The sequence below is a fragment of the Solimonas soli DSM 21787 genome (genome assembly GCF_000474945.1).
Classification (GTDB): Bacteria; Pseudomonadota; Gammaproteobacteria; order Nevskiales; family Nevskiaceae; genus Solimonas; species Solimonas soli.
The window spans coordinates 1-18,657 of record NZ_AXDW01000024.1 but is presented as its reverse complement, the minus strand read 5'-3'; the positions used below and the strand labels follow the sequence as shown (position 1 = coordinate 18,657).

17 protein-coding genes are annotated in these 18,657 nt (G+C 68.3%); 5 read left to right on the top strand and 12 right to left on the bottom strand.

Annotation, left to right across the window (positions count from 1 at the left end; translation table 11 throughout):
• Positions 1 to 38: 38 nt before the first annotated feature.
• From K344_RS0111200 to K344_RS24440, 7 genes are all read right to left on the bottom strand, one after another.
• The gene (locus tag K344_RS0111200; RefSeq protein ID WP_157622876.1) at positions 39 to 479 is read right to left on the bottom strand and encodes a protein YgfX; all 441 of its coding nucleotides are present in this window, start codon (positions 477 to 479) and stop codon (positions 39 to 41) included.
• Positions 442 to 678, bottom strand: coding sequence for an FAD assembly factor SdhE (locus tag K344_RS0111195; protein ID WP_028080737.1), 237 nt, complete (start codon positions 676 to 678; stop codon positions 442 to 444). Before K344_RS0111195 ends, K344_RS0111200 begins: the two co-directional genes overlap by 38 nt.
• Positions 679 to 809: 131 nt before the next feature.
• The gene (locus K344_RS0111190; protein WP_028080736.1) at positions 810 to 1,595 is read right to left on the bottom strand and encodes a succinate dehydrogenase iron-sulfur subunit; all 786 of its coding nucleotides are present in this window, start codon (positions 1,593 to 1,595) and stop codon (positions 810 to 812) included.
• 24 nt (positions 1,596 to 1,619) lie between these two features.
• Positions 1,620 to 3,413 carry a succinate dehydrogenase flavoprotein subunit gene (gene sdhA / locus K344_RS0111185; RefSeq protein WP_028080735.1) on the bottom strand — a complete coding sequence of 598 codons (1,794 nt, stop codon included), beginning with the start codon at positions 3,411 to 3,413 and terminating at the stop codon, positions 1,620 to 1,622.
• 17 nt (positions 3,414 to 3,430) lie between these two features.
• The gene (sdhD, locus tag K344_RS0111180; protein ID WP_028080734.1) at positions 3,431 to 3,826 is read right to left on the bottom strand and encodes a succinate dehydrogenase, hydrophobic membrane anchor protein; all 396 of its coding nucleotides are present in this window, start codon (positions 3,824 to 3,826) and stop codon (positions 3,431 to 3,433) included.
• Between the two features lie 10 nt (positions 3,827 to 3,836).
• The gene (sdhC, locus tag K344_RS0111175) at positions 3,837 to 4,238 is read right to left on the bottom strand and encodes a succinate dehydrogenase, cytochrome b556 subunit (RefSeq protein ID WP_028080733.1); all 402 of its coding nucleotides are present in this window, start codon (positions 4,236 to 4,238) and stop codon (positions 3,837 to 3,839) included.
• Positions 4,239 to 4,288: 50 nt separating this feature from the next.
• Positions 4,289 to 4,495, bottom strand: a complete 207-nt coding sequence (locus tag K344_RS24440) for a DUF1674 domain-containing protein (protein ID WP_043114370.1) — start codon at positions 4,493 to 4,495, stop codon at positions 4,289 to 4,291.
• A gap of 144 nt (positions 4,496 to 4,639) precedes the next feature.
• Between K344_RS24440 and ygfZ the strand changes: the two genes are divergently transcribed.
• Both ygfZ and K344_RS0111160 read left to right on the top strand, forming a co-directional pair.
• Complete coding sequence (gene ygfZ / locus K344_RS21350; RefSeq protein WP_051362149.1) at positions 4,640 to 5,575, top strand: CAF17-like 4Fe-4S cluster assembly/insertion protein YgfZ; 936 nt, start codon at positions 4,640 to 4,642, stop codon at positions 5,573 to 5,575.
• Positions 5,576 to 5,665: 90 nt separating this feature from the next.
• Positions 5,666 to 7,174, top strand: a complete 1,509-nt coding sequence (locus K344_RS0111160; protein ID WP_028080732.1) for a trypsin-like serine peptidase — start codon at positions 5,666 to 5,668, stop codon at positions 7,172 to 7,174.
• 22 nt (positions 7,175 to 7,196) lie between these two features.
• On the opposite strand, the gene K344_RS0111155 is transcribed toward K344_RS0111160, so the two are convergent.
• On the bottom strand, positions 7,197 to 8,789 hold the full coding sequence (locus tag K344_RS0111155) for a peptide MFS transporter (RefSeq protein ID WP_028080731.1): 1,593 nt from the start codon (positions 8,787 to 8,789) through the stop codon (positions 7,197 to 7,199).
• Positions 8,790 to 8,974: 185 nt separating this feature from the next.
• On the opposite strand from K344_RS0111155, the gene K344_RS0111150 reads away from it, so the two are divergent.
• Both K344_RS0111150 and K344_RS21345 read left to right on the top strand, forming a co-directional pair.
• A complete protein-coding gene (locus K344_RS0111150; protein ID WP_043114368.1) occupies positions 8,975 to 11,038 on the top strand; it encodes an alpha/beta hydrolase family protein in 2,064 nt (687 codons plus the stop codon).
• Positions 11,039 to 11,062: 24 nt separating this feature from the next.
• On the top strand, positions 11,063 to 12,778 hold the full coding sequence (locus tag K344_RS21345) for a M28 family metallopeptidase (protein WP_043114366.1): 1,716 nt from the start codon (positions 11,063 to 11,065) through the stop codon (positions 12,776 to 12,778).
• Positions 12,779 to 12,838: 60 nt separating this feature from the next.
• On the opposite strand, the gene K344_RS0111140 is transcribed toward K344_RS21345, so the two are convergent.
• The 3 genes from K344_RS0111140 to K344_RS0111130 all read right to left on the bottom strand — a co-directional run bounded on the left by K344_RS0111140 (position 12,839) and on the right by K344_RS0111130 (position 16,418).
• Positions 12,839 to 13,675, bottom strand: coding sequence for an HDOD domain-containing protein (locus tag K344_RS0111140; protein ID WP_051362148.1), 837 nt, complete (start codon positions 13,673 to 13,675; stop codon positions 12,839 to 12,841).
• Between the two features lie 77 nt (positions 13,676 to 13,752).
• Positions 13,753 to 16,002: a C1 family peptidase gene (locus K344_RS21340; protein ID WP_051362147.1), complete on the bottom strand. Its 2,250-nt coding sequence runs from the start codon at positions 16,000 to 16,002 to the stop codon at positions 13,753 to 13,755.
• 83 nt (positions 16,003 to 16,085) lie between these two features.
• Positions 16,086 to 16,418: a winged helix-turn-helix transcriptional regulator gene (locus K344_RS0111130; RefSeq protein ID WP_028080728.1), complete on the bottom strand. Its 333-nt coding sequence runs from the start codon at positions 16,416 to 16,418 to the stop codon at positions 16,086 to 16,088.
• 56 nt (positions 16,419 to 16,474) lie between these two features.
• On the opposite strand from K344_RS0111130, the gene K344_RS0111125 reads away from it, so the two are divergent.
• Positions 16,475 to 17,020 (top strand): carboxymuconolactone decarboxylase family protein, encoded by a 546-nt coding sequence (locus tag K344_RS0111125; protein WP_028080727.1) that lies wholly within the window; start codon positions 16,475 to 16,477, stop codon positions 17,018 to 17,020.
• A 45-nt stretch (positions 17,021 to 17,065) separates the two neighbouring features.
• On the opposite strand, the gene hldE is transcribed toward K344_RS0111125, so the two are convergent.
• Complete coding sequence (gene hldE, locus K344_RS0111120; RefSeq protein ID WP_028080726.1) at positions 17,066 to 18,496, bottom strand: bifunctional D-glycero-beta-D-manno-heptose-7-phosphate kinase/D-glycero-beta-D-manno-heptose 1-phosphate adenylyltransferase HldE; 1,431 nt, start codon at positions 18,494 to 18,496, stop codon at positions 17,066 to 17,068.
• Positions 18,497 to 18,657 lie beyond the last annotated feature (161 nt).

Below are 18,657 nucleotides of genomic sequence, written 5' to 3'. Positions count from 1 at the left end.
TGTGCGCCGGCGCGCGCACGCCCTGATCACCGGCCGCTTCAGGCCGGCATGCGCAAACGCGCCCGCAGGCGGCGCAGCGGCTCGGCGTCGGCCTCGCCGCCGGCGATCACCCGTGTATAGCGCCGGCCGTTGTCGGCGCGGAAGTCGAGGACCAGCAGCCAGGCATGGACAAGGCTGTGCGGCAGCAACTCGGCCTTGCCGGTCTTGTCGCCGAAGAACAGATTCCAGCTGCCGTCGGCATGCCAGACGAGGCGCGTGATGGCGCGCGGGCCGAAGCCGAGCGCCGGATGGCGACGCAGCCAGAACCACGACGCGGCGAAACCGCCGGCCAGCGCGAGCATGGCGATGCCCGGCTGCATGGCCAGCGGCAACAGGCCGATGCAGAGCACGTGCACGATGAAGATGACGCGCAGCGCCCGCAGCGAAGGGCGCAGGCGCAGGTCAACGGTAGACGCGAAGCTGTTCGATGATGAGGGCATATTCGGCGGGTACGTCGGCATAGCCCATCGTCCAGGCCCAGATGTCCGGGTCCTCGGCGAGCGTGACGAGGCGCAGGAATTCGGCCTTCTCGTCCGGCGGCGCGCTCGGCCAGCGCTGCGCGTAGTAACGCTCCATCAGCACGTCGAGTTCCTTCATGCCGCGCCGCAAGAGCCAGCGCAGACGGCCTTCCGTACTCATGGTCGCGAGGCGGCGCGACCGCGGCGGCGGACCGGCCGCGGCGCGGACGGCGGGGTGAGGACCTTGCTCATTCATCTCTCCACAAACGACAAGGGCGGCAGAGCCGCCCCGGTCTTTGAGTCCCGCTGCGATCAGAGCTTGCGCTCGACCAGCATCTTCTTGGTCTCGGCGATCGCCTTGGCGGGATTGAGTCCCTTCGGGCAGGTCTTCGAGCAGTTCATGATCGTGTGGCAGCGGTACAGCTTGAACGGATCCTCGAGCGCGTCGAGACGCTCGCCGGTCGCTTCGTCGCGCGAGTCGACCAGCCAGCGATAGGCCTGCAGGAGGATCGCAGGGCCCAGGTAGCGGTCGCCGTTCCACCAGTAGCTCGGGCACGAGGTCGAGCAGCAGGCGCAGAGGATGCACTCGTAGAGGCCGTCGAGCTTGGCGCGGTCCTCTTCGGACTGCAGACGCTCGCGCGTCGGCGCCGGCGTGTCGGTCTTCAGCCACGGCTCGATCGAGGCGAGCTGCGCGTAGAAGTGCGTGAGATCCGGCACCAGGTCCTTGACCACCGGCATGTGCGGCAGCGGGTAGACCTTGGCGTCGCCCTTGATCTCGTCGCAGGGCTTGATGCAAGCGAGCGTGTTGGTGCCGTCGATGTTCATCGCGCACGAACCGCAGATGCCTTCGCGGCAGGAGCGGCGGAACGTGAGCGTGGCGTCGACTTCGTTCTTGATCTTGATCAGCGCGTCGAGAACCATCGGACCGCAGCTGCCCATGTCGACTTCATAGGTGTCGACGCGCGGGTTCGCGTTGGTTTCCGGATCGTAGCGGTAGATCTTGAAGGTCTTGACCTTCCTGGCGCCGGCCGGCGCCTTGAAGACCTTGCCGGCCTTCTTGTCGATCTTCGAATTCTGCGGCAGAGAAAACTGAGCCATGGCTGGTTCTTCCTGGCTAGAGGATCAGTACTTGCGGGCAACGGGCGGAATGTGTTCCACCTCGTTGTCGAGCGGTTGCATGTGGACCGGGCGGTAGTCGATCTGCACGTCCGTGTCGCCGGTGCGCCATGCGATGGTGTGCTTGATCCATTCCTTGTCGTCGCGATCCTTGATGTCGTCGCGGGCGTGCGCGCCGCGCGATTCCTTGCGGTTCTCGGCGCCGACGATGGTCAACAGCGCCTGGCCGAGCAGGTTGTCGAGCTCCAGCGTTTCGACCAGATCCGAGTTCCAGATCATGCCGCGATCGGAAACGCCGACGTCCTGCACGTAGTTGTCGATCACCGACTTCAGCTTGATGATGCCTTCCTGCATGGTCGGACCGTCGCGGAACACCGCGCAGTGCTTCTGCATGGTCTTCTGCATGTCGAGGCGGATCTTCGCCGTCGGCGTACCGCCCCTGGCATTGCGGAAGCGGTCGAGACGCGTCAGCGCCTTGTCTTCCGAAGCACTCGAAATCTTCTTGTGCGGCGTGTCCGGCTTCACCAGCTCGGCGGCACGGATCGCCGCGGCGCGGCCGAACACGACGAGGTCGAGCAAGGAATTCGAGCCGAGGCGGTTGGCGCCGTGCACCGACACGCAGGCCGCTTCGCCGACCGCCATCAGGCCCTGCACGATGCTGTCCGGATTGCCGTCGCGCTTGGTGACGACTTCGCCGGTCCACAGCGTCGGGATGCCGCCCATATTGTAGTGCACGGTCGGCACCACCGGGATCGGCTCCTTGGTGACGTCGACTCCGGCGAAGATCTTCGCCGATTCCGAGATGCCCGGCAGGCGCTGATGCAGTACTTCCGGCCCGAGGTGCTCGAGATGCAGATGGATGTGGTCGCCTTCCTCGCCGACGCCGCGGCCTTCGCGAATCTCGGTCGCCATCGCGCGGCTGACCATGTCACGCGGCGCGAGATCCTTGACGCTCGGTGCGTAGCGTTCCATGAAGCGCTCGCCCGACTTGTTGGTGAGGTAACCACCCTCGCCGCGCGCGCCTTCGGTGATCAGGCAGCCCGAACCGTAGATGCCGGTCGGGTGGAACTGGACGAACTCCAGATCCTGCAGCGGCAGGCCGGCGCGCAGCACCATGCCGCCACCGTCGCCGGTGCAGGTATGGGCCGAGGTCGCCGAGAAATACGCACGGCCGTAACCGCCGGTCGCGAGGATCACCAGATGCGCGCGGAAGCGATGCAGCTGGCCGGTCGCCATGTCCCAGGCGAGCACGCCCTTGCACGAACCGTCGTCGTCCATCAGCAGGTCGAGCGCGAAGTACTCGATGTAGAACTGCGCCTTGCACTTCAGCGACTGCTGGTAAAGCGTGTGCAGCATGGCGTGGCCGGTGCGGTCGGCGGCGGCGCAGGTGCGCTGTGCCGGCGGGCCCTTGCCGAATTCGGTGGTCATGCCGCCGAACGGACGCTGGTAGATCTTGCCTTCCGGCGTGCGCGAGAACGGCACGCCGTAGTGTTCGAGCTCGATGATCGCGGGAATCGCCTCGCGCGTCATGTACTGGATGGCGTCCTGGTCGCCGAGCCAGTCGGAGCCCTTCACGGTGTCGTAGAAGTGCCAGCGCCAGTCGTCGCGGCCCATGTTGGCGAGCGCCGCCGAGATGCCACCCTGCGCCGCCACGGTGTGCGAGCGCGTCGGGAACAGCTTGGTGATGTTGGCCGTCTTCAGGCCGGCCTCGGCCAGGCCGAGCGTCGCGCGCAGGCCGGCGCCGCCGGCGCCGACGACGATCGCGTCGTATTCGTGGTGAACGATTTCGTAAGCGGACATTCGTGATGATCCTTGCGTTAACCGAGCGCGACCTTGAGCACGGCGAAGATGCCGGCGGCGGCGACGATCGCGTGGAGGAACTGGGAGGCGAGCAGCAACGTCAGGCGCAGCGAGCCGACGGCGTAATCGAGGATCACTTCCTGCACGCCGAGGACCGAGTGGTAGAGCGCGGTGGCGAGGAACAGCACCAGCGTCACGGCGACCGACGGTGCCGACACCCAGTGCTGCACCGAGTAGAAATCGGCCGGGCCGGTCGCCAGCCGCGCCAGCGAGAACACGAACCACAGCGACAGCGGGATCAGCGCGAGCGCCGAAATGCGCAGCACCCAGAAATGATGGACGCCGTCCTTCGCCGAGCCGAGGCCGCGCGCGCGCGACAGGGGCGACTTGAGATCCTTGGAAGTCTTGGCCATGACGCGATCCTCAGGCGATGTACGCAACCGCCCAGGCGGCCACGGTCAGAACGATGGAGCCGAGCACGACGAAGGTGCCCGAACGCTGCGCGGTCTTCAGCTCGAAGCCCACGCCGATGTCCCAGAACAGGTGACGGATGCCGTTGCACAGGTGGTACATCAACGCCCAGGTCCAGGCGAACATCAGCGCCTGGCCGTACCAGGCCTTGAGATGCGGCGCGACGGCGCCATAGGTGTCGACGCCGCTGGCCAGCGCGATCAGCCACAGCGCGACCAGCGCGGTGCCGAAGGTCAGGCCGATGCCGGTGATGCGGTGGCCGAAGCTGAGCAGCGAGGTCCACTGGAAGCGGTAGTACTGCCCCAGCATGAACGGCGACAAGGGGCGACTTTGCGCGGGTGTTTTCGTAGTCATTCCGGCTCCCTTCGGGACGTGAGGTGCGACGTGTGTGCGGCGCGAGACGATCAGAAATCGATGCAACGCCCGTTCTTTTCCCAATCGCCGTAGCGCGTCGGCTCGGGGCCGTCGCGGCGACCGCCGATCTCCCGGACCGGCGCCGTTGCCGGGGGCACCGCCGTTTCCGGCGGGTTCTGCCGCAAGAGCTCAGCGAGCGCAACGGTCTCCGTGGACTTCACGGGCTCGGCTGGCGGATCTTCGGGCATGAGGGACATCGCGTAAATGCGTGGTGTGCATCCGGGGATGCGAGCAATGCATCCATAATAGTGTGACAAATTTCCCGCTGGTCCCGCAACGAAGGTATGTCGTCCGGACATGCCGCGATGCCGGAAACCGCGGCAGGCGGAGCATTTTTGACCATGACGCTGTCCCCCGAACTGCTCGTCACCGACAGCACCGAACGTGTCTGGCTGCGCGTCGGCGGCGACGACGCCGATGCCTTCCTGCAGGGCCAGCTCAGCAACGACGTGCGCAGGCTGAGCGAGCATCAGGCGCAGCTGTCGAGCTACAACAGCCCGAAGGGCCGCATGCTCGCGGTCCTCACGCTGCTGCGCGCCGGCGACGACATCCTGATCGAGCTGCATCGCGCGATCGCCGACGCGACCCTAGCGCGGCTGAAGCTGTTCGTGCTGCGCTCGAAAGTGACGCTCGCCCGGGCCGACGATCTCGACGCGCTCGCCGTGATCGGCGACGACGCGGCGGCGCTGCTGGCGTCGCTGCGGCTGCCGGCGCCGCAGGCGCCGCTGCAGTGCGCGCGCGACGCGCGCGGCATCGCCGTCGTGCGCCGCCTCGGCGCGCGGCCGCGCTACAGCCTCGTCGCTTCACGCGAGACGATCGCCGCGCTGCGCCCGCAGATTCCAGCGTCGTTGCGGCAAGCCGAAGGCACGCAGTGGCGCCGCGCCGACATCGAAGGCGGCATTCCGCTCGTGCTGCCCGAAACACGCGATCACTTCGTCGCGCAGATGGCCAATCTCGATCTGCTGGATGGCATCAGTTTCAGCAAGGGCTGCTACACCGGCCAGGAAATCGTCGCGCGCCTGCATTATCTCGGCCAGCTCAAGCGGCGGCTGTTCGTCGCCCGCATCGACGGCCCGCCGCCGGCGCCGGGCAGCGACGTGCTGGCGGCCGGCGAGACGCAGGCGGTCGGCGAAATCATCGATGCCGTCGCCGACGACCATGGCGCGCTGGCCAGCGTGGTCCTGCAGCTCGGCGCGCGCGAGGCGGCGCTGCGGCTCGGCGACGGCACCGCCCTGCGGCTGATCGACGCCGCCGAACCACCGCCGCCCACCGCCTGAGCGCCGACGGCCGTCACGGCCTGACAATTGGAAACAACTCGGTCGCGACGAACCGCTACAGTTGCTCGCCATCTTTTCGGGGATCGATCGGTGCGTGCCCTCATCACGTTCGTGTCACTGCTGTGTTGCGGTCTGGCCCATGCCTACACGCCGACGCTCGACGATCTCGCCGGTGTCGCGCTCGTCGAGCTGTCGCCTGTCACCGTAAAGGCAGCCGTGATCGAAGCAAAGCACCGGCCGCTGCAGTTCGCGGTCGGCACCCCCCTTGCCATCGGAACGAGTCGCGGCACCTGGGACCAGCCGGAAGCAGGTATCGCGCGCTGGCGCCTGCGCGTGGGCTCCAGCGGCGCAAAATCGCTCAGCTTCGCATTCGATTCGCTGCAGCTGCCGCCCGGCGCCGCACTCTACCTGTACGGCAGCGCCGGCGCCGACGTGCAGGGCCCATACACGAGTGCCGACAATGGCAGCTTCGTCACGCCGATTGCGCGCGGTGACGAAGTCGTACTCGAAGCGCGCATGCCGACCGACGTTAAATCGGCATTCTCTTTGCACGCCGCGCGCGCATTCCACGCGTTCCGTGACTTCAGCACCCCGGCGGCCAAGGGCTATCCAGGCGCCACCGGCAAATCGGGTGCGTGCGAGATCAACGTCGCCTGCCCCGCCGGGAACGCATATCGCGACGAGATTCGCTCGACCGTGCTGCTGACCGTCATCATCGACGGCGAGGGCTTTTTCTGTTCGGGATCACTGGTCAACAACACCGCCCAGGATGACCGCGCACTGGTTCTCACCGCGAACCACTGTCGGGGCGACAATGTCACGGAGACGATTGCTTACTTCAACGTTCAGCGCTCCGCATGCTCGCTCGGCACGGCAGGAACGGTCACGCAGAATATCCACGGCAAGACCTTGCTCTCCGGTACCAGCGGCAAGAGCGTCACGGACTTTTTGCTGTTCGAGCTCGCCAGCGCTCCACCGTCGAGCTACAACGTCCACTACGACGGATGGGAAGTGAGCCCTACGGCACCAACGTCCGGCGCCGTCATTCACCATCCCGCCGGCGACGACAAGAAAATCAGCCTGTACACGCAGACCGCTACGACGGCGGACGACATCTGCTTCACCGACGTCGACAGTGATACGAGCTGCGCACAAGGCTTCAAAGCCGACACCTGGGAGGTGCACTGGTCGACCGCCACGACGGAGGGCGGTTCATCGGGCTCCGGACTGCTGAACCAGAACAAGCGCATCGTCGGCACCTTGTCCGGCGGCAACGGGGCATGTGATCCTGACGCGCCGACTCAGGGCAATGGCGAGCCCGACTACTTCGCACGTCTCGACCGTGCCTGGACGGCAGCCAGCAGTACCGGCACGACGCTTCAGACCGCACTCGCCGGCAGCAGCGGTTGTACGAGTCTCGACGGCAAGGACCCCGGCAGGGCGAGTGCGGTCGACTGCAACGGTGCGGCAACCGGCGGATCGACCACGGGCGGCAGCACGACGGGTTCAGGCGGAAGCGATGGTGGCGGCGCACTCGGCATACTGCTCAGCCCGCTTGCCATCGCGGCGCTGTGGCGGCGCCGCAAATCGCCGCACTGAAGCGCCATCGCGTTGACGCGCCCTACCGGACGCCGTGCATGCCGCGCTTGAGCAGCGGCACGAGCGCGAGCATGACGAGACCGGCACCGACACCGATCTTCGCCGACCAGACGAACAGCGCGTCGTATCGGGCCAGGGCGTCGGCGACGATGATCGCGCCGTCTTGCGGCACGTCGAGCGCCGACAGCTTGCCGAGCGCGGCGGCGAGCACCTCGGAGTACGCCGTACCGAGCCACCACGCGCCCATCATCACGCCGACCACGCTTGCGACCGACAGCTCCGTCACCGCGGCGAGGCCGATCGGCGACAACAGCATCTCGCCGACCTCCAGGACGAAGTAGGCGAACACGAACCACCAGAACGCCGTGAGACCGTTGGCCTGCGGATGGCGCGTGCTCCACACCAGCACCACGAACGACAGGCCGGCGACGATCAGGCCGAGCGCCGACTTCATCGGCTTGCCCGGATTGAGCCCGCGGCGGTCGAGCCAGGGCCACAGCCAGGCGCACAGCGGCGCGAGCACGAGAATGAACAGCGAGCCGAGCGAGGTCAGCTGCTCGGCGGTCCACTGGTAATGCCAGCCGAACCAGTCGGTGTCGCGGTTCATCACGCGGTCGGAGAACAGCACCCAGGAGCCGTAGGTCTGCTCGTAGAGCGTGAAGAAGATCAGGCAGCAGACGATGAGCACGAGCAGCACCAGCATCTGCTGCCGTTGCCGGCGCTTGCAGCGCGCGACGAGGAACCAGGCGATCCACGCCAGCAGCGCGGCGGCGATGGCATGCATGCCCCACAGCACCGCGCTCATCTCCGGCAGGCCGGCGATCCGCAGCATCAGCGAGTGACGCTGCATCAGCTGCCAGGCGACGACGACACCGCCGAGCGTCGCCAGATAGATCCACCATTCGCGCGACATGCCGGCGAACCATCGCTCGCGCAAGCGCCGCGGCTGCGGCGCCTCGGCGCGGCCGAGCAGATGGCGCTGGCCGAGCACGAAACTGAGCAGGCCGAACAACATGCCGACGCCGGCCGCGCCGAAGCCATAACTCCAGCCGTAGGTGTCGGCCAGCCAGCCGCAGGCGACGCCGGAGAACAGGCCGCCGACGTTGATGCCGGCGTAGTAGATCGAGAAGCCGGCTTCGCGGCGCGGATCGTGTTCGTCGTAGAGCCGGCCGACCAGCGTCGAGACATTGGCCTTGAGAAAGCCGACGCCGACGATGATCAGCGCCAGCGCGAAGTAGAAGACCTGCAGCGCCGCCGCGTCGCGCACGATGCGGCCCTCGACGATGCGCGCCGGATGGCCTTCGATCGCCATCGCGAAATGACCGAGGCAGAGCAGCACGCCGCCGAGCAGGATGCTCTTGCGCATGCCGAGCCAGCGATCGGCGACCATGCCGCCGAACACCGGCGCCGCGTAGACGAGCCCGCCGTAGGCGCCGATCAGGTTGTAGCCGAGTTCGTCGCTGAAGCGGTGGTACTTGATGAAGTACAGCAGCAGCAGCGCCTTCATGCCGTAGAACGAAAAGCGCTCCCACATCTCGGTCAGGAAACAGACGTAGAGGCCTTTCGGATGGCCGAGGAAGGTGCCGGAATCGGCAGTCGGATCGGGTCGGTTCATGCAAAAGCCTAACCACAGATTTCACGGATTCATACAGATTTCGCACAGCTCCATACGAATCCGTTCTGTGAAATCGGCGGAAGCCGTGGTTAAGGGATTTTCCTCAGTGCCGGCGCGACGCCAGCGTTTACTATCGCCACCTGCCTCAAGCCGCACCCCAGACGCGGCGGACTCACGGAGCTTCCATGTCCCGATTGCTTGCCGGCGCGCTGCTCGCCACGATGTCGCTCTCCACCGTCGCCGCGCCTTCCATGAAGCCCCAGCCGATCACCGCACGCGATCTCGTCATGCTCGAGCGCGTTTCCGACCCGCGCCTGTCGCCGGACGGCAAGCAGCTCGCCTACACCTTGCGCACGACCGACTACGAGGCCAACAAGGGCATCACGCAGATCTGGCTGATGGATCTCGCGACCCGGCAGGCGCGCGCGCTGACGTCGGGCAGGATCTCGAACGACACGCCGCGCTGGTCCGCCGACGGCCGCTCGCTGTACTTCCTCTCGGCGCGCGGCGGCAGCCAGCAGATCTGGCGCCTGCCGATGCAGGGCGGCGAGGCCCGGCAGGTTTCCGATCTGCCGCTCGAGGTCAACAACTTCGTGCTGTCGCCGGACGGCCAGCGCATCGCCTTCTCGCTCGACGTCTTCACCGAGGACAAGGGTGACATCGCGGCCAGCAAGAAGAAGTTCGACGCGCTCGCCGCGCAGAAGAACACCGGCATGCTGTTCGACAAGCTGTTCGTCCGTCACTGGGACACCTGGTCGAACGGCAGCCGCTCGCAGCTGTTCGCCGCCAGGGTCGGTGCCGACGGCACGCTCGGCGCGACGACTCTGCTCAGCCGCGACATCGACGGCGATGTGCCGAGCAAGCCGTTCGGCGACGATTCCGAGTACACCTTCTCGCCGGACGGCAAGACCGTCGTGTTCACCGCGCGCATCGCCGGCCGCAGCGAAGCCTGGAGCACCAATCTCGATCTCTGGCAGGTGCCGGCCGACGGCAGCGCCAGGCCGGTGAACCTCACGGCCTCGAACGAGGCGACCGACATCGGCCCGGTCTACTCGCCGGACGGCAGGTACCTGGCCTACCGCGCCATGAAGCGTCCGACCTTCGAGGCCGACCGCCTCGCCATCATGCTGCGCGACCTGAAGACCGGCAGCGTGCGCGAAGTGGCGCCGAACTGGGACCGCTCGGCCGACGCACTGGCCTTCTCCGCCGACGGCAAGACGCTCTACACGCACGCCGACGATCTCGGCCAGCACCGCCTGTTCGCGATCGACGTCGCCGGCGGCGCCGTCAGGGCGCTGAGCGGTGACGGCCACGTCAGCGGCTTCGATGTCAGCGGCGACACCCTGGTCTACGCGCTCGACAGCCTCAACGCGCCGGCCGATTTCTACCGCGCCGATCCGGCGAATGGCGCCAAGCCGCTGCAGCTCACGCAGGTCAACGCCGAGCGCCTGAAGAACGTGCAGTTCGGCGCCTACGAGCAGTTCAAGTTCGCCGGCTGGAACCAGGAGACCGTCCACGGCTATGTGATGAAGCCGTGGAATTACAAGGCCGGCAGGAAGTACCCGGTCGCCTTCATCGTGCACGGCGGCCCGCAGGGCAGCATGGCGAACGACTGGCACTACCGCTGGAATCCGGCGGTGTTCGCCGGCATGGGCTATGCCGTCGTCTTCATCGACTTCCATGGCTCGACCGGCTACGGCCAGGCCTTCACCGACGCGATCTCCAGGGACTGGGGCGGCAAGCCGCTCGAGGACCTGCAGAAAGGCTGGGCCTACGCGCTGAAGACCTACGATTTCCTCGACGGCACCAAGGCCGCGGCGCTCGGCGCCAGCTACGGCGGCTACATGATGAACTGGATCGCCGGCAACTGGCCGGATGCCTTCAAGTGCATCGTCAACCACGACGGCGTGTTCGACGCGCGCACCATGTACTACTCGACCGAGGAGCTGTGGTTCGACGAGTGGGAGCACGGCGCGCCGTACTTCGTGAATCCGCAGGCCTACGAGCAGAGCAATCCGGTGAACTTCGTGCAGAACTGGAAGACGCCGATGCTGATCGTGCACAGCGAGAAGGACTATCGCATCCCGGTCGAGCAGGGCATCGCCGCCTTCACCGCCCTGCAGCGCCGCGGCATTCCCTCGCAGCTGCTGGTGTTCCCGGACGAGAATCACTGGGTGCTCAAGCCGCAGAACAGCGTGCAGTGGCACGACACCGTGCAGGCATGGCTGCAGCGCTGGATCGGCGACTGAGAACTCGACGGCAACGGAGCTGACATGAAGACCTTCCCGCTCACCCTATGCCTCGCGGCGCTCGGCGCCCTCGCCGCCTGCGCCGCACCGCCGCCAGCGCCGAGCGCCGCGGCGCCGGTCGCGGCGCTCCCGGCGCCCGAGATCGCGGCCGCGCAGGCCATCGCGCCCGAGCTGATCCTGCAGCACACCAAGGTGCTGGCCTCGGACGCCTTCGAAGGCCGCCTGCCCGGCACGCCGGGCGAGGACAAGACCGTCGCCTACCTGACGGAGCAGTTCCAGGCGCTCGGTCTCGCGCCCGGCAATCCGGACGGCACGTTCGTGCAGAACGTGCCGCTGGTCGGCATCACCGGCACGCCGACGATGACGCTCAAGGTCGGCGGCAAGACGCTGAAGCTGAAGCCGGGCAGCGATTTCGTCGCCGCCACGCAGCGCGTCGTGCCGCAGGTGAAGGTCCGCGACTCCGACATCGTCTTCGTCGGTTACGGCGTGCAGGCGCCGGAGTACGGCTGGGACGATTACAAGGGCCTCAGCGTGAAGGGCAAGACCCTGGTCATGCTCATCAACGATCCGGCGATCCCGGACCCGAACGATCCGGCGCGCCTCGACCCCGGCATGTTCAAGGGCGAGGCGATGACCTACTACGGCCGCTGGACCTACAAGTACGAGATCGCCTCCAGGCTCGGCGCCGCGGCGGCGATCATCGTCCATGAGACCAGGCCCGCCGCGTATCCCTGGGAAGTGGTGCAGAACAGCTGGGGCGGCGAGCAGTTCAGCCTGAAGTCCGACGACCGCAACATGGGCCGCGTGCCGGTGCAGTCGTGGATCACGCTCGACCGCGCCAAGGAATTGTTCGCCGCCGCCGGCTATGACTTCGATCATCTGAAGAAAGCGGCGTTGTCGAAGGACTTCAAGCCGATCCCGCTCAGGGCCAGGGCCAGCTGCACGATCGACAACAAGATCCGCGAAGTGCAGTCGCACAACGTCATCGCCAGGCTCGAAGGCAGCGACCCGGCGCTGAAAAACGAATACATCGTCTACACCGCGCACTGGGATCACCTCGGCCGCCAGGACGGCCTGCCCGACCCGATCTTCAACGGCGCCGCCGACAACGCCTCCGGCACCGCCGGCCTGATCGCCATCGCCAAGGCCTACAAGGCGCTGCCGGCGCCGCCGAAGCGTTCGGTGCTGTTCCTTTCGGTCACCGCCGAGGAGCAGGGCCTGCTCGGCTCGCAGCACTACGCCACGCATCCGCTCTACCCGCTGACCCGGACGCTCGCCAATTTCAACACCGACGTGCTCAACACCTGGGGCAGGACGCGCGACATCAACGTGATCGGCTACGGGCAGAACACGCTGGAGGATGTGTTCGCCGGGTATGCCGCCCGGCAGGGCCGCGTGGTGGTCGCCGACACCGAGCCGGAGAAAGGCCATTACTACCGCTCCGACCAGTTCGAGTTCGCCAAGCAGGGCGTGCCGGCGCTGTACGTCGAGCGCGGCACCGAGGTCATCGGCAAGCCGGACGGCTACGGCCGCGCCAAGCGCGACGCCTACACCGCGAACGACTACCACAAGCCCTCGGACGAGGTGAAAGCGGACTGGGATCTGTCCGGCGGCGCGCAGGACATGCAGCTGCTGTTCGAGACCGGCTACGCCGTCGCCAACGGCAGCGAATGGCCGACGTGGAAGGGCGGCTCGGAGTTCAAGAGCATCCGCGAGGCGCAGCTGAAAGCCGCGCCCTGAGCGCGCGGCCGCAAGAAAGGCCCGGTGGCGATGCCGCCGGCTTTTTTGCCGCGCGGCGCCCTACGCGGCGGCCGGCTGCCCGCTCTCGAGCAGCGCCGCGTAGCCCTTCATCTTGAGCACCTCGACCTGCGGATTCACATCGAGCTTGCGATAGGCCGGCACGGCGGCGCGGTCGATCGCCGCGTAGGGTTTTTCGCGGCCGACATCGCTCTGCAGCACGGCGATGCGCACCACGTCGGCGTACAGCGGCGCGCCGTCGTGGGCGTGGCCGAAGTCGCGCCACTGCTCCGGTACGCCGCACAGTTCCTCGGGGAAATGCCAGGCCTGCAGCACCAGGCGGCCGATGCGCGGCGCCAGCACGTCGAGCACGTCGTCCAGTTCGCGCTCGTCGTCGATCGCTGCCTGATGGGTTTCGGCGAGCCGCAGGATCGGCAGCACGCCGATGTCGTGGATCAGGCCGGCGAGCATCGCCATCTCCGGATGGAGCAGCGTGCATTCGGCGGCCAGCACCTGCGCCGCGGCCGCGACGTCGACGCTGCGCCGCCACGAGCGCCGCAGGCGCGCCTCGAGCCAGGGCGCGCCGCGCGCGAACATCTGCTCGATGGCCAGCCCCGACACCAGCAGGCGCGTGTAGTCGAAGCCGAGGCGCGTCACCGCCTGGCGCACGTTCTCGACGCGGCGTCCGCCGCGCTGCGCGGCGCTGTTGGCGACGCGGATCAGGCGCACGGCGAGCGCCGGATCCTTCTCGATCACGCCGGCCAGCGTCGCCGCCGAGACGTCCTCGCGCTGCACCAGCTGGCGCACGTGCATGGCGACCTCGGGCAGCGTCGGCAGCACGAGGCGATCATGCGCCAGCGCGTCGACGACGATGCGGTGAAAGCGTTCCTGCAGGACCATGAGCGATTCCGGGCGGGCCTCTCCGCTAGCGGCCGGCCGGCGCGGAACTTGAGGCGGAACTTGAGCCGCCGGCCCGTTCAGTAATCCAGCCATTCCAGCGGCGCCACCAGCGGCGCGCCGCGGATGCGACGGATCGTTTCGCCGATCACCTCGAGATTGTTGTCGAAGGAGCCGTGCGTCGCCTGGATGCGGTTGTCGTGCGCCGTGGTGCGCACGGTCGGATCCGTGATGATCTGCCCCTGCGCCGCCGGCCAGCGCGCCTGCCATTGCTGGACGAACGGCAGTTCCTCCTCGGCCCAATGGTCGACGCTGTGCGCGTAGGCGGGATCGAGCGCGCGCTCCATGCCGAGCAGCGGCATCTTGCGCACGTCGTCGAGCGCGCGCGACACGAGATAGAGCAGCGACTTGCCGTAAGCCGGCGCTTTCGGCGAGGGCAGCGCGTCGGCTTTCTCGTTGCGATCCGACAGGTGGTAGAGGAACAGATTGCGCAGCGGCAGCAGGCCGCTGTCGTCGGCGGCGAGATAGCGCTGCACGGCGAAGCGCACCGAACAGGCCGCCGCGTACAGGCTGCAGCTGCGCACGGCGAGGCCGCCGCCGGCCGCGTCGAGTCCGTTGAGCCGCTGGAGCAGATGCCCGAGCAGGATCGACCCGGCGGAATGGCCGACCAGATGCAGGCGCAGCGGCGTGCCGGCCTTGCGGCAGCGCCGCGCGAGTTCGAGCAGGCGCTGCGCGAGCAGATCGAGGCCGTGGCCCGGCGCCATGCCGAGCGCCGCGTTCTCGCGCATCTCGCCCCACACGCCGCGCCCGAACAGGCGCGCGAAGACCTCGACCGCACGATCGCGCACGTCGCCGATCGCCGCGAGCACGCCGGCGGCGCGTTCGGCATCGCTGCCGACCGCCTTGCGCGCCCAGTCCTCGACGATGTCGTAGAGCGTCTCGCCGGCGCCGGTGCGCCAGGTCAGGAACAGCGGATAGATGCCGTTCGCCGCGAAGTGCGGCGCCATGGCGCGGATGCGGCGGATCGACGCCTCCTCGCCGTTGAGACCGCCGTGCGCGTAGATCACCAGCGTCGGCGGCGTGCCGCGCCCGGCGCGGAACGCACGCCACGGCGCCTCGCAGGCGATTTCGCTCACGTAGCGGCCGGCATCGGCGTCGACGCCCTGTTCGAAATCGCGCACCACGACGCGACCGTCGTTGCCGCTGACCAGTGTGTGGGCGTAGGCCTGCGCCGTGCTCCACGGCTCGTAGGCCTTGAACGCATAGGCATGATCGACCGGCCAGGGATCGTCGGCCGGATTGTCCGGCGTGCGCGTCGCCGGATCGAGCACGCCGAGCGACTGCCCGCCCGGCACCGGCCAGCGCAGGCCGGCCAGACGCGCTTTCGACGGCAGCACCGGCACACCGAGCGCACAGGCCCAGGCATCGGTGGCATGCGCGATCCAGTCTTCGTACGGCAGCAGGGCGAAGCCGCCGGCGCCCCAGCCGGCGCCCCAGGAGTTCTGCACGACGAAGCCGCGTTCGTTGTAGCCGACCAGCGCGAAGGCGTGCCCGCCGAGCTTGCCCGGATTCTTCGGCGGCGGGATTTCGGCGCGCAGCAGATCGCGATGGCTGCGCGGCGCCGGCTGCGCGCGCGCCTTGGCCAGCGTGTCCCAGCCGTCGTGCACCTGGCACGAGACGTACACCGCGCCGATCTCGGCGATCGCCGCCTGCAGATCGACGACCGAGGCCTTGTCGACGCGGTAATAGACGCCGAGCGTGCGCGTCGCCGCGTCGAGCTCCCAGCCCTTCTCCGGCGGCACGAACACCGGCTTGCCGTCATCGCCGAAGGCATAGGGCCACAGTGCCTCGGCGCAGACGCCGTGCTTGTGCCAGCCCTTCAGCGCACCGCGACAGCTGGAGCCGTCGTAGCGCTCGCCCGGCCACTCGTCGTAGCGGCGCGCCAGCTCGTAGAACATGCGCGGGCTGACCGGCAGGAAGCGGATGCGCCGCGCCTGCATGACATGACGCCGCCACAGCAGATAGTTGGCGACGCAGGCGAGGCCGAAGCCGGTGCAGGCGCCCTCGTTGCCCTGGTTGAGCACCAGGCCGGCGCGCACATAGCCGGGCAGCAGCTTGGCGACCGTGCCGTCGTCCGGAAACGAAGGCGGCAGCGAACGCAGCGGCGGCCGGTACGGGAGATCGCGGAAATCGAGACGGTCCGGGCGCGCATCGAACAGCCGCGTGTTCAGCGCGGTCGGCGCGCGCGCCGCGCGCTGCGCCTGCACGGTTTCCGGGCTGACCGCTGCCGCGGGCTCGTGGATCTTCCGCTTCGCGCGCGGCTTGGCCATGACGCTCTCCTTTCTGTTCGCGTGCCGGCGAGCATGCTACGGCGGCGGCGCACCGATGGTGATGGAGTTCTCGGCGTCGCCCGTCAGCTGCCGCGCCGACGCGCGGCCGCCCAGTCCTGCGCCCAGCGTTCGAGAGGTGCGAACTGCTCGAGCAGCGAGCGGCCGAGCGCCGACAACTGATAGCCGGCGTCGCCCTGCTCGACGAGCAGTGCCTCGCGCAGTTCGGCCAGGCGCTGATTGAGCACCGAGGGCGACATGCCGGCGCAGGCCGCCTGCAGGGCGCGAAACGACAGGGGCGCCTCGCGCAATTCCCAGATCACACGCATCGTCCAGCGCCGGCCGAGCAGATCGAGCAGGGCCATGATCGGCCGCCCCGAGCGGGACCCGCGCACCGGCTTGTCGACAGGACTGATCATTGCGCTACGAATTCCGAAGCAGTAAGCTACGAATATCGTAGCACCGGAGATTCGCCATGTCCGCGCCGCGCATCGCGCCGCTCGAAGCGCCGTACACACCGGCGGTCCAGGCCGCCTTCGACCGCGTCATGCGCGGCGCCCCGCCGCTGCTGCTGTTCCGCTGCGTCGGTCGCAATCCGCGCGTACTGGAACGCATGATGGCGGGCGGTCTGCTCGATCGCGGCAGCATTCCGCTGCGCCTGCGCGAACTCGTCATCCTGCGCACGACGGCGCGCTGCGGTGCCGAATACGAATGGGGTGTGCACGTGGCGGCATACGGCGAGGCGTCCGGATGGACGGCGGCGGAACGCGCGGCAACCTTGGAAGTGCCTGTACGCTCGCCGGCCTGGACCCGTGAGGAAAGACTCGCGATCGCGCTCGTCGACGCTTTGCATGACGCGAACGACATTGACGATGCGCTGTGGGCCGCGCTCGCCGCCTGCTATGCCGATGAGCAGTTGATCGAGCTGATCATGCTGAGCGGCCTTTACCACGCGGTGTCGTTTCTGTGTCTTGGCCTGCGCCTGCCGCTCGAACACGGCGCGCCGCGCTTCACGATGTGAGGGCGGGCGGTGCCGCCATGAGCCGCGCCACACCGAAGTCGCGCGCTATTGGCGCGCCTTGCCGATCAGCTTCGTCGTCGAATAGCCGTCGTGGAACGGCAGCACCAGCACGCGGCCGCCATTGGCGGTGACGGCGTCATAGCCGGCGATCTGCCCGGGCTGATAGTCGCCGCCCTTGACCAGCAGGTCCGGCAGCACGCGGCCGATGAGGCGCGCCGGCGTGTCCTCGCCGAACGGCACGACCAGGTCGACGCAGCGCAGCGACGCCAGCAGGGCCATGCGATCGGCCGTCGTGTTGAGCGGCCGGGTCGGACCCTTGAGACGCTTCACCGAGGCATCGTCGTTGACAGCGACGATCAGCAGATCGCCGAGCCGCCGCGCATCCTCCAGATAACGCGCGTGGCCGACGTGCAGCACGTCGAACACGCCGTTGGTCATGACGATGCGCTTGCCGGCCGCGCGCGCGCGCGCCACGGCGCGCAACAGCGTCTCTTCGTCGACCACGCCGGCGGCGCCGTCGTCGCGGCCGCTGAGCGCCGCATGCAGTTCGTCGCGCGTGACGCTCGCCGTGCCGAGCTTGCCGACGACGATGCCGGCGGCGCTGTTGGCGAGCCGGCAGGCGCTCGCCAGCGGGCTGCCGGCGGCGAGCGCGGCGGCGAGCGTGGCGATCACCGTGTCGCCGGCGCCGGTGACGTCGAACACCTCGCGCGCCTCGGTGGCAATATGCAGCGCCGGCCGGCCCGGCTCGATCAGCGTCATGCCGTGCTCGCTGCGCGTGATCAGCAGCGCGTCGAGCTGCAGCTCACCGCGCAGCCGCTCGGCCCTGGCCACCAGCTCGGCCTCGTCGCGGCAGCGGCCGGCGACCGCCTCGAACTCGCCGAGATTGGGCGTCAGCAGCGTGGCGCCGCGGTAGCGCTGCCAGTCGCTGCCTTTCGGATCGACCAGCACCGCCTTGCCCTGTGCGCGCGCCGCCGCGATCAGCGCGGCGACGTCGCGCAGCGTGCCCTTGCCGTAGTCCGACAGCACGACGACGCTGCACGAGGCCAGCGCCTCGGCGTAGCGCGCCGCGAGCAACGCGCCGTCGAACGCGCCGACGCCGGCCAGTTCCTCCTCGAAATCCAGGCGGATCAGCTGCTGATTGCGCGACAGCACGCGCAGCTTGGTGATGGTCGGCGCCTGCGCCGTCGTCACGAAGCGCGTGTCGATGCCGCGCGCCTTCGTTTCATCGCCGAGCAGCCGCGCCGCCTCGTCGTCACCGACCACGCCGAGCAGATGCGCCTGCGCGCCTAGGCTGGCGATGTTGAGCGCGACGTTCGCCGCGCCGCCGGGCCGCGTCTCGTCGCGGCGGATGCGCACGACCGGCACCGGCGCCTCCGGCGAGATGCGCGAGGTCGGGCCGATCCAGTAGCGGTCGAGCATCACGTCACCGGCGACGAGGACGCGGGCGGCGGTGAAATCGGGCAGTGCGGTGCTCATCGGGCGGGCTCGGCTAGAGGGACTTCATGCAGCGGCGAGAGTTGGGCATCGCTCGCCGCGGTGCCCGATCCGGCACCCCCCTCCCCTGGCCCCTCCCCCGCAGGCGGGCGGAGGGGAACGGTGATGAAAGTGCGGCGCACGGCTTCGAGCCCTCTCCTCCC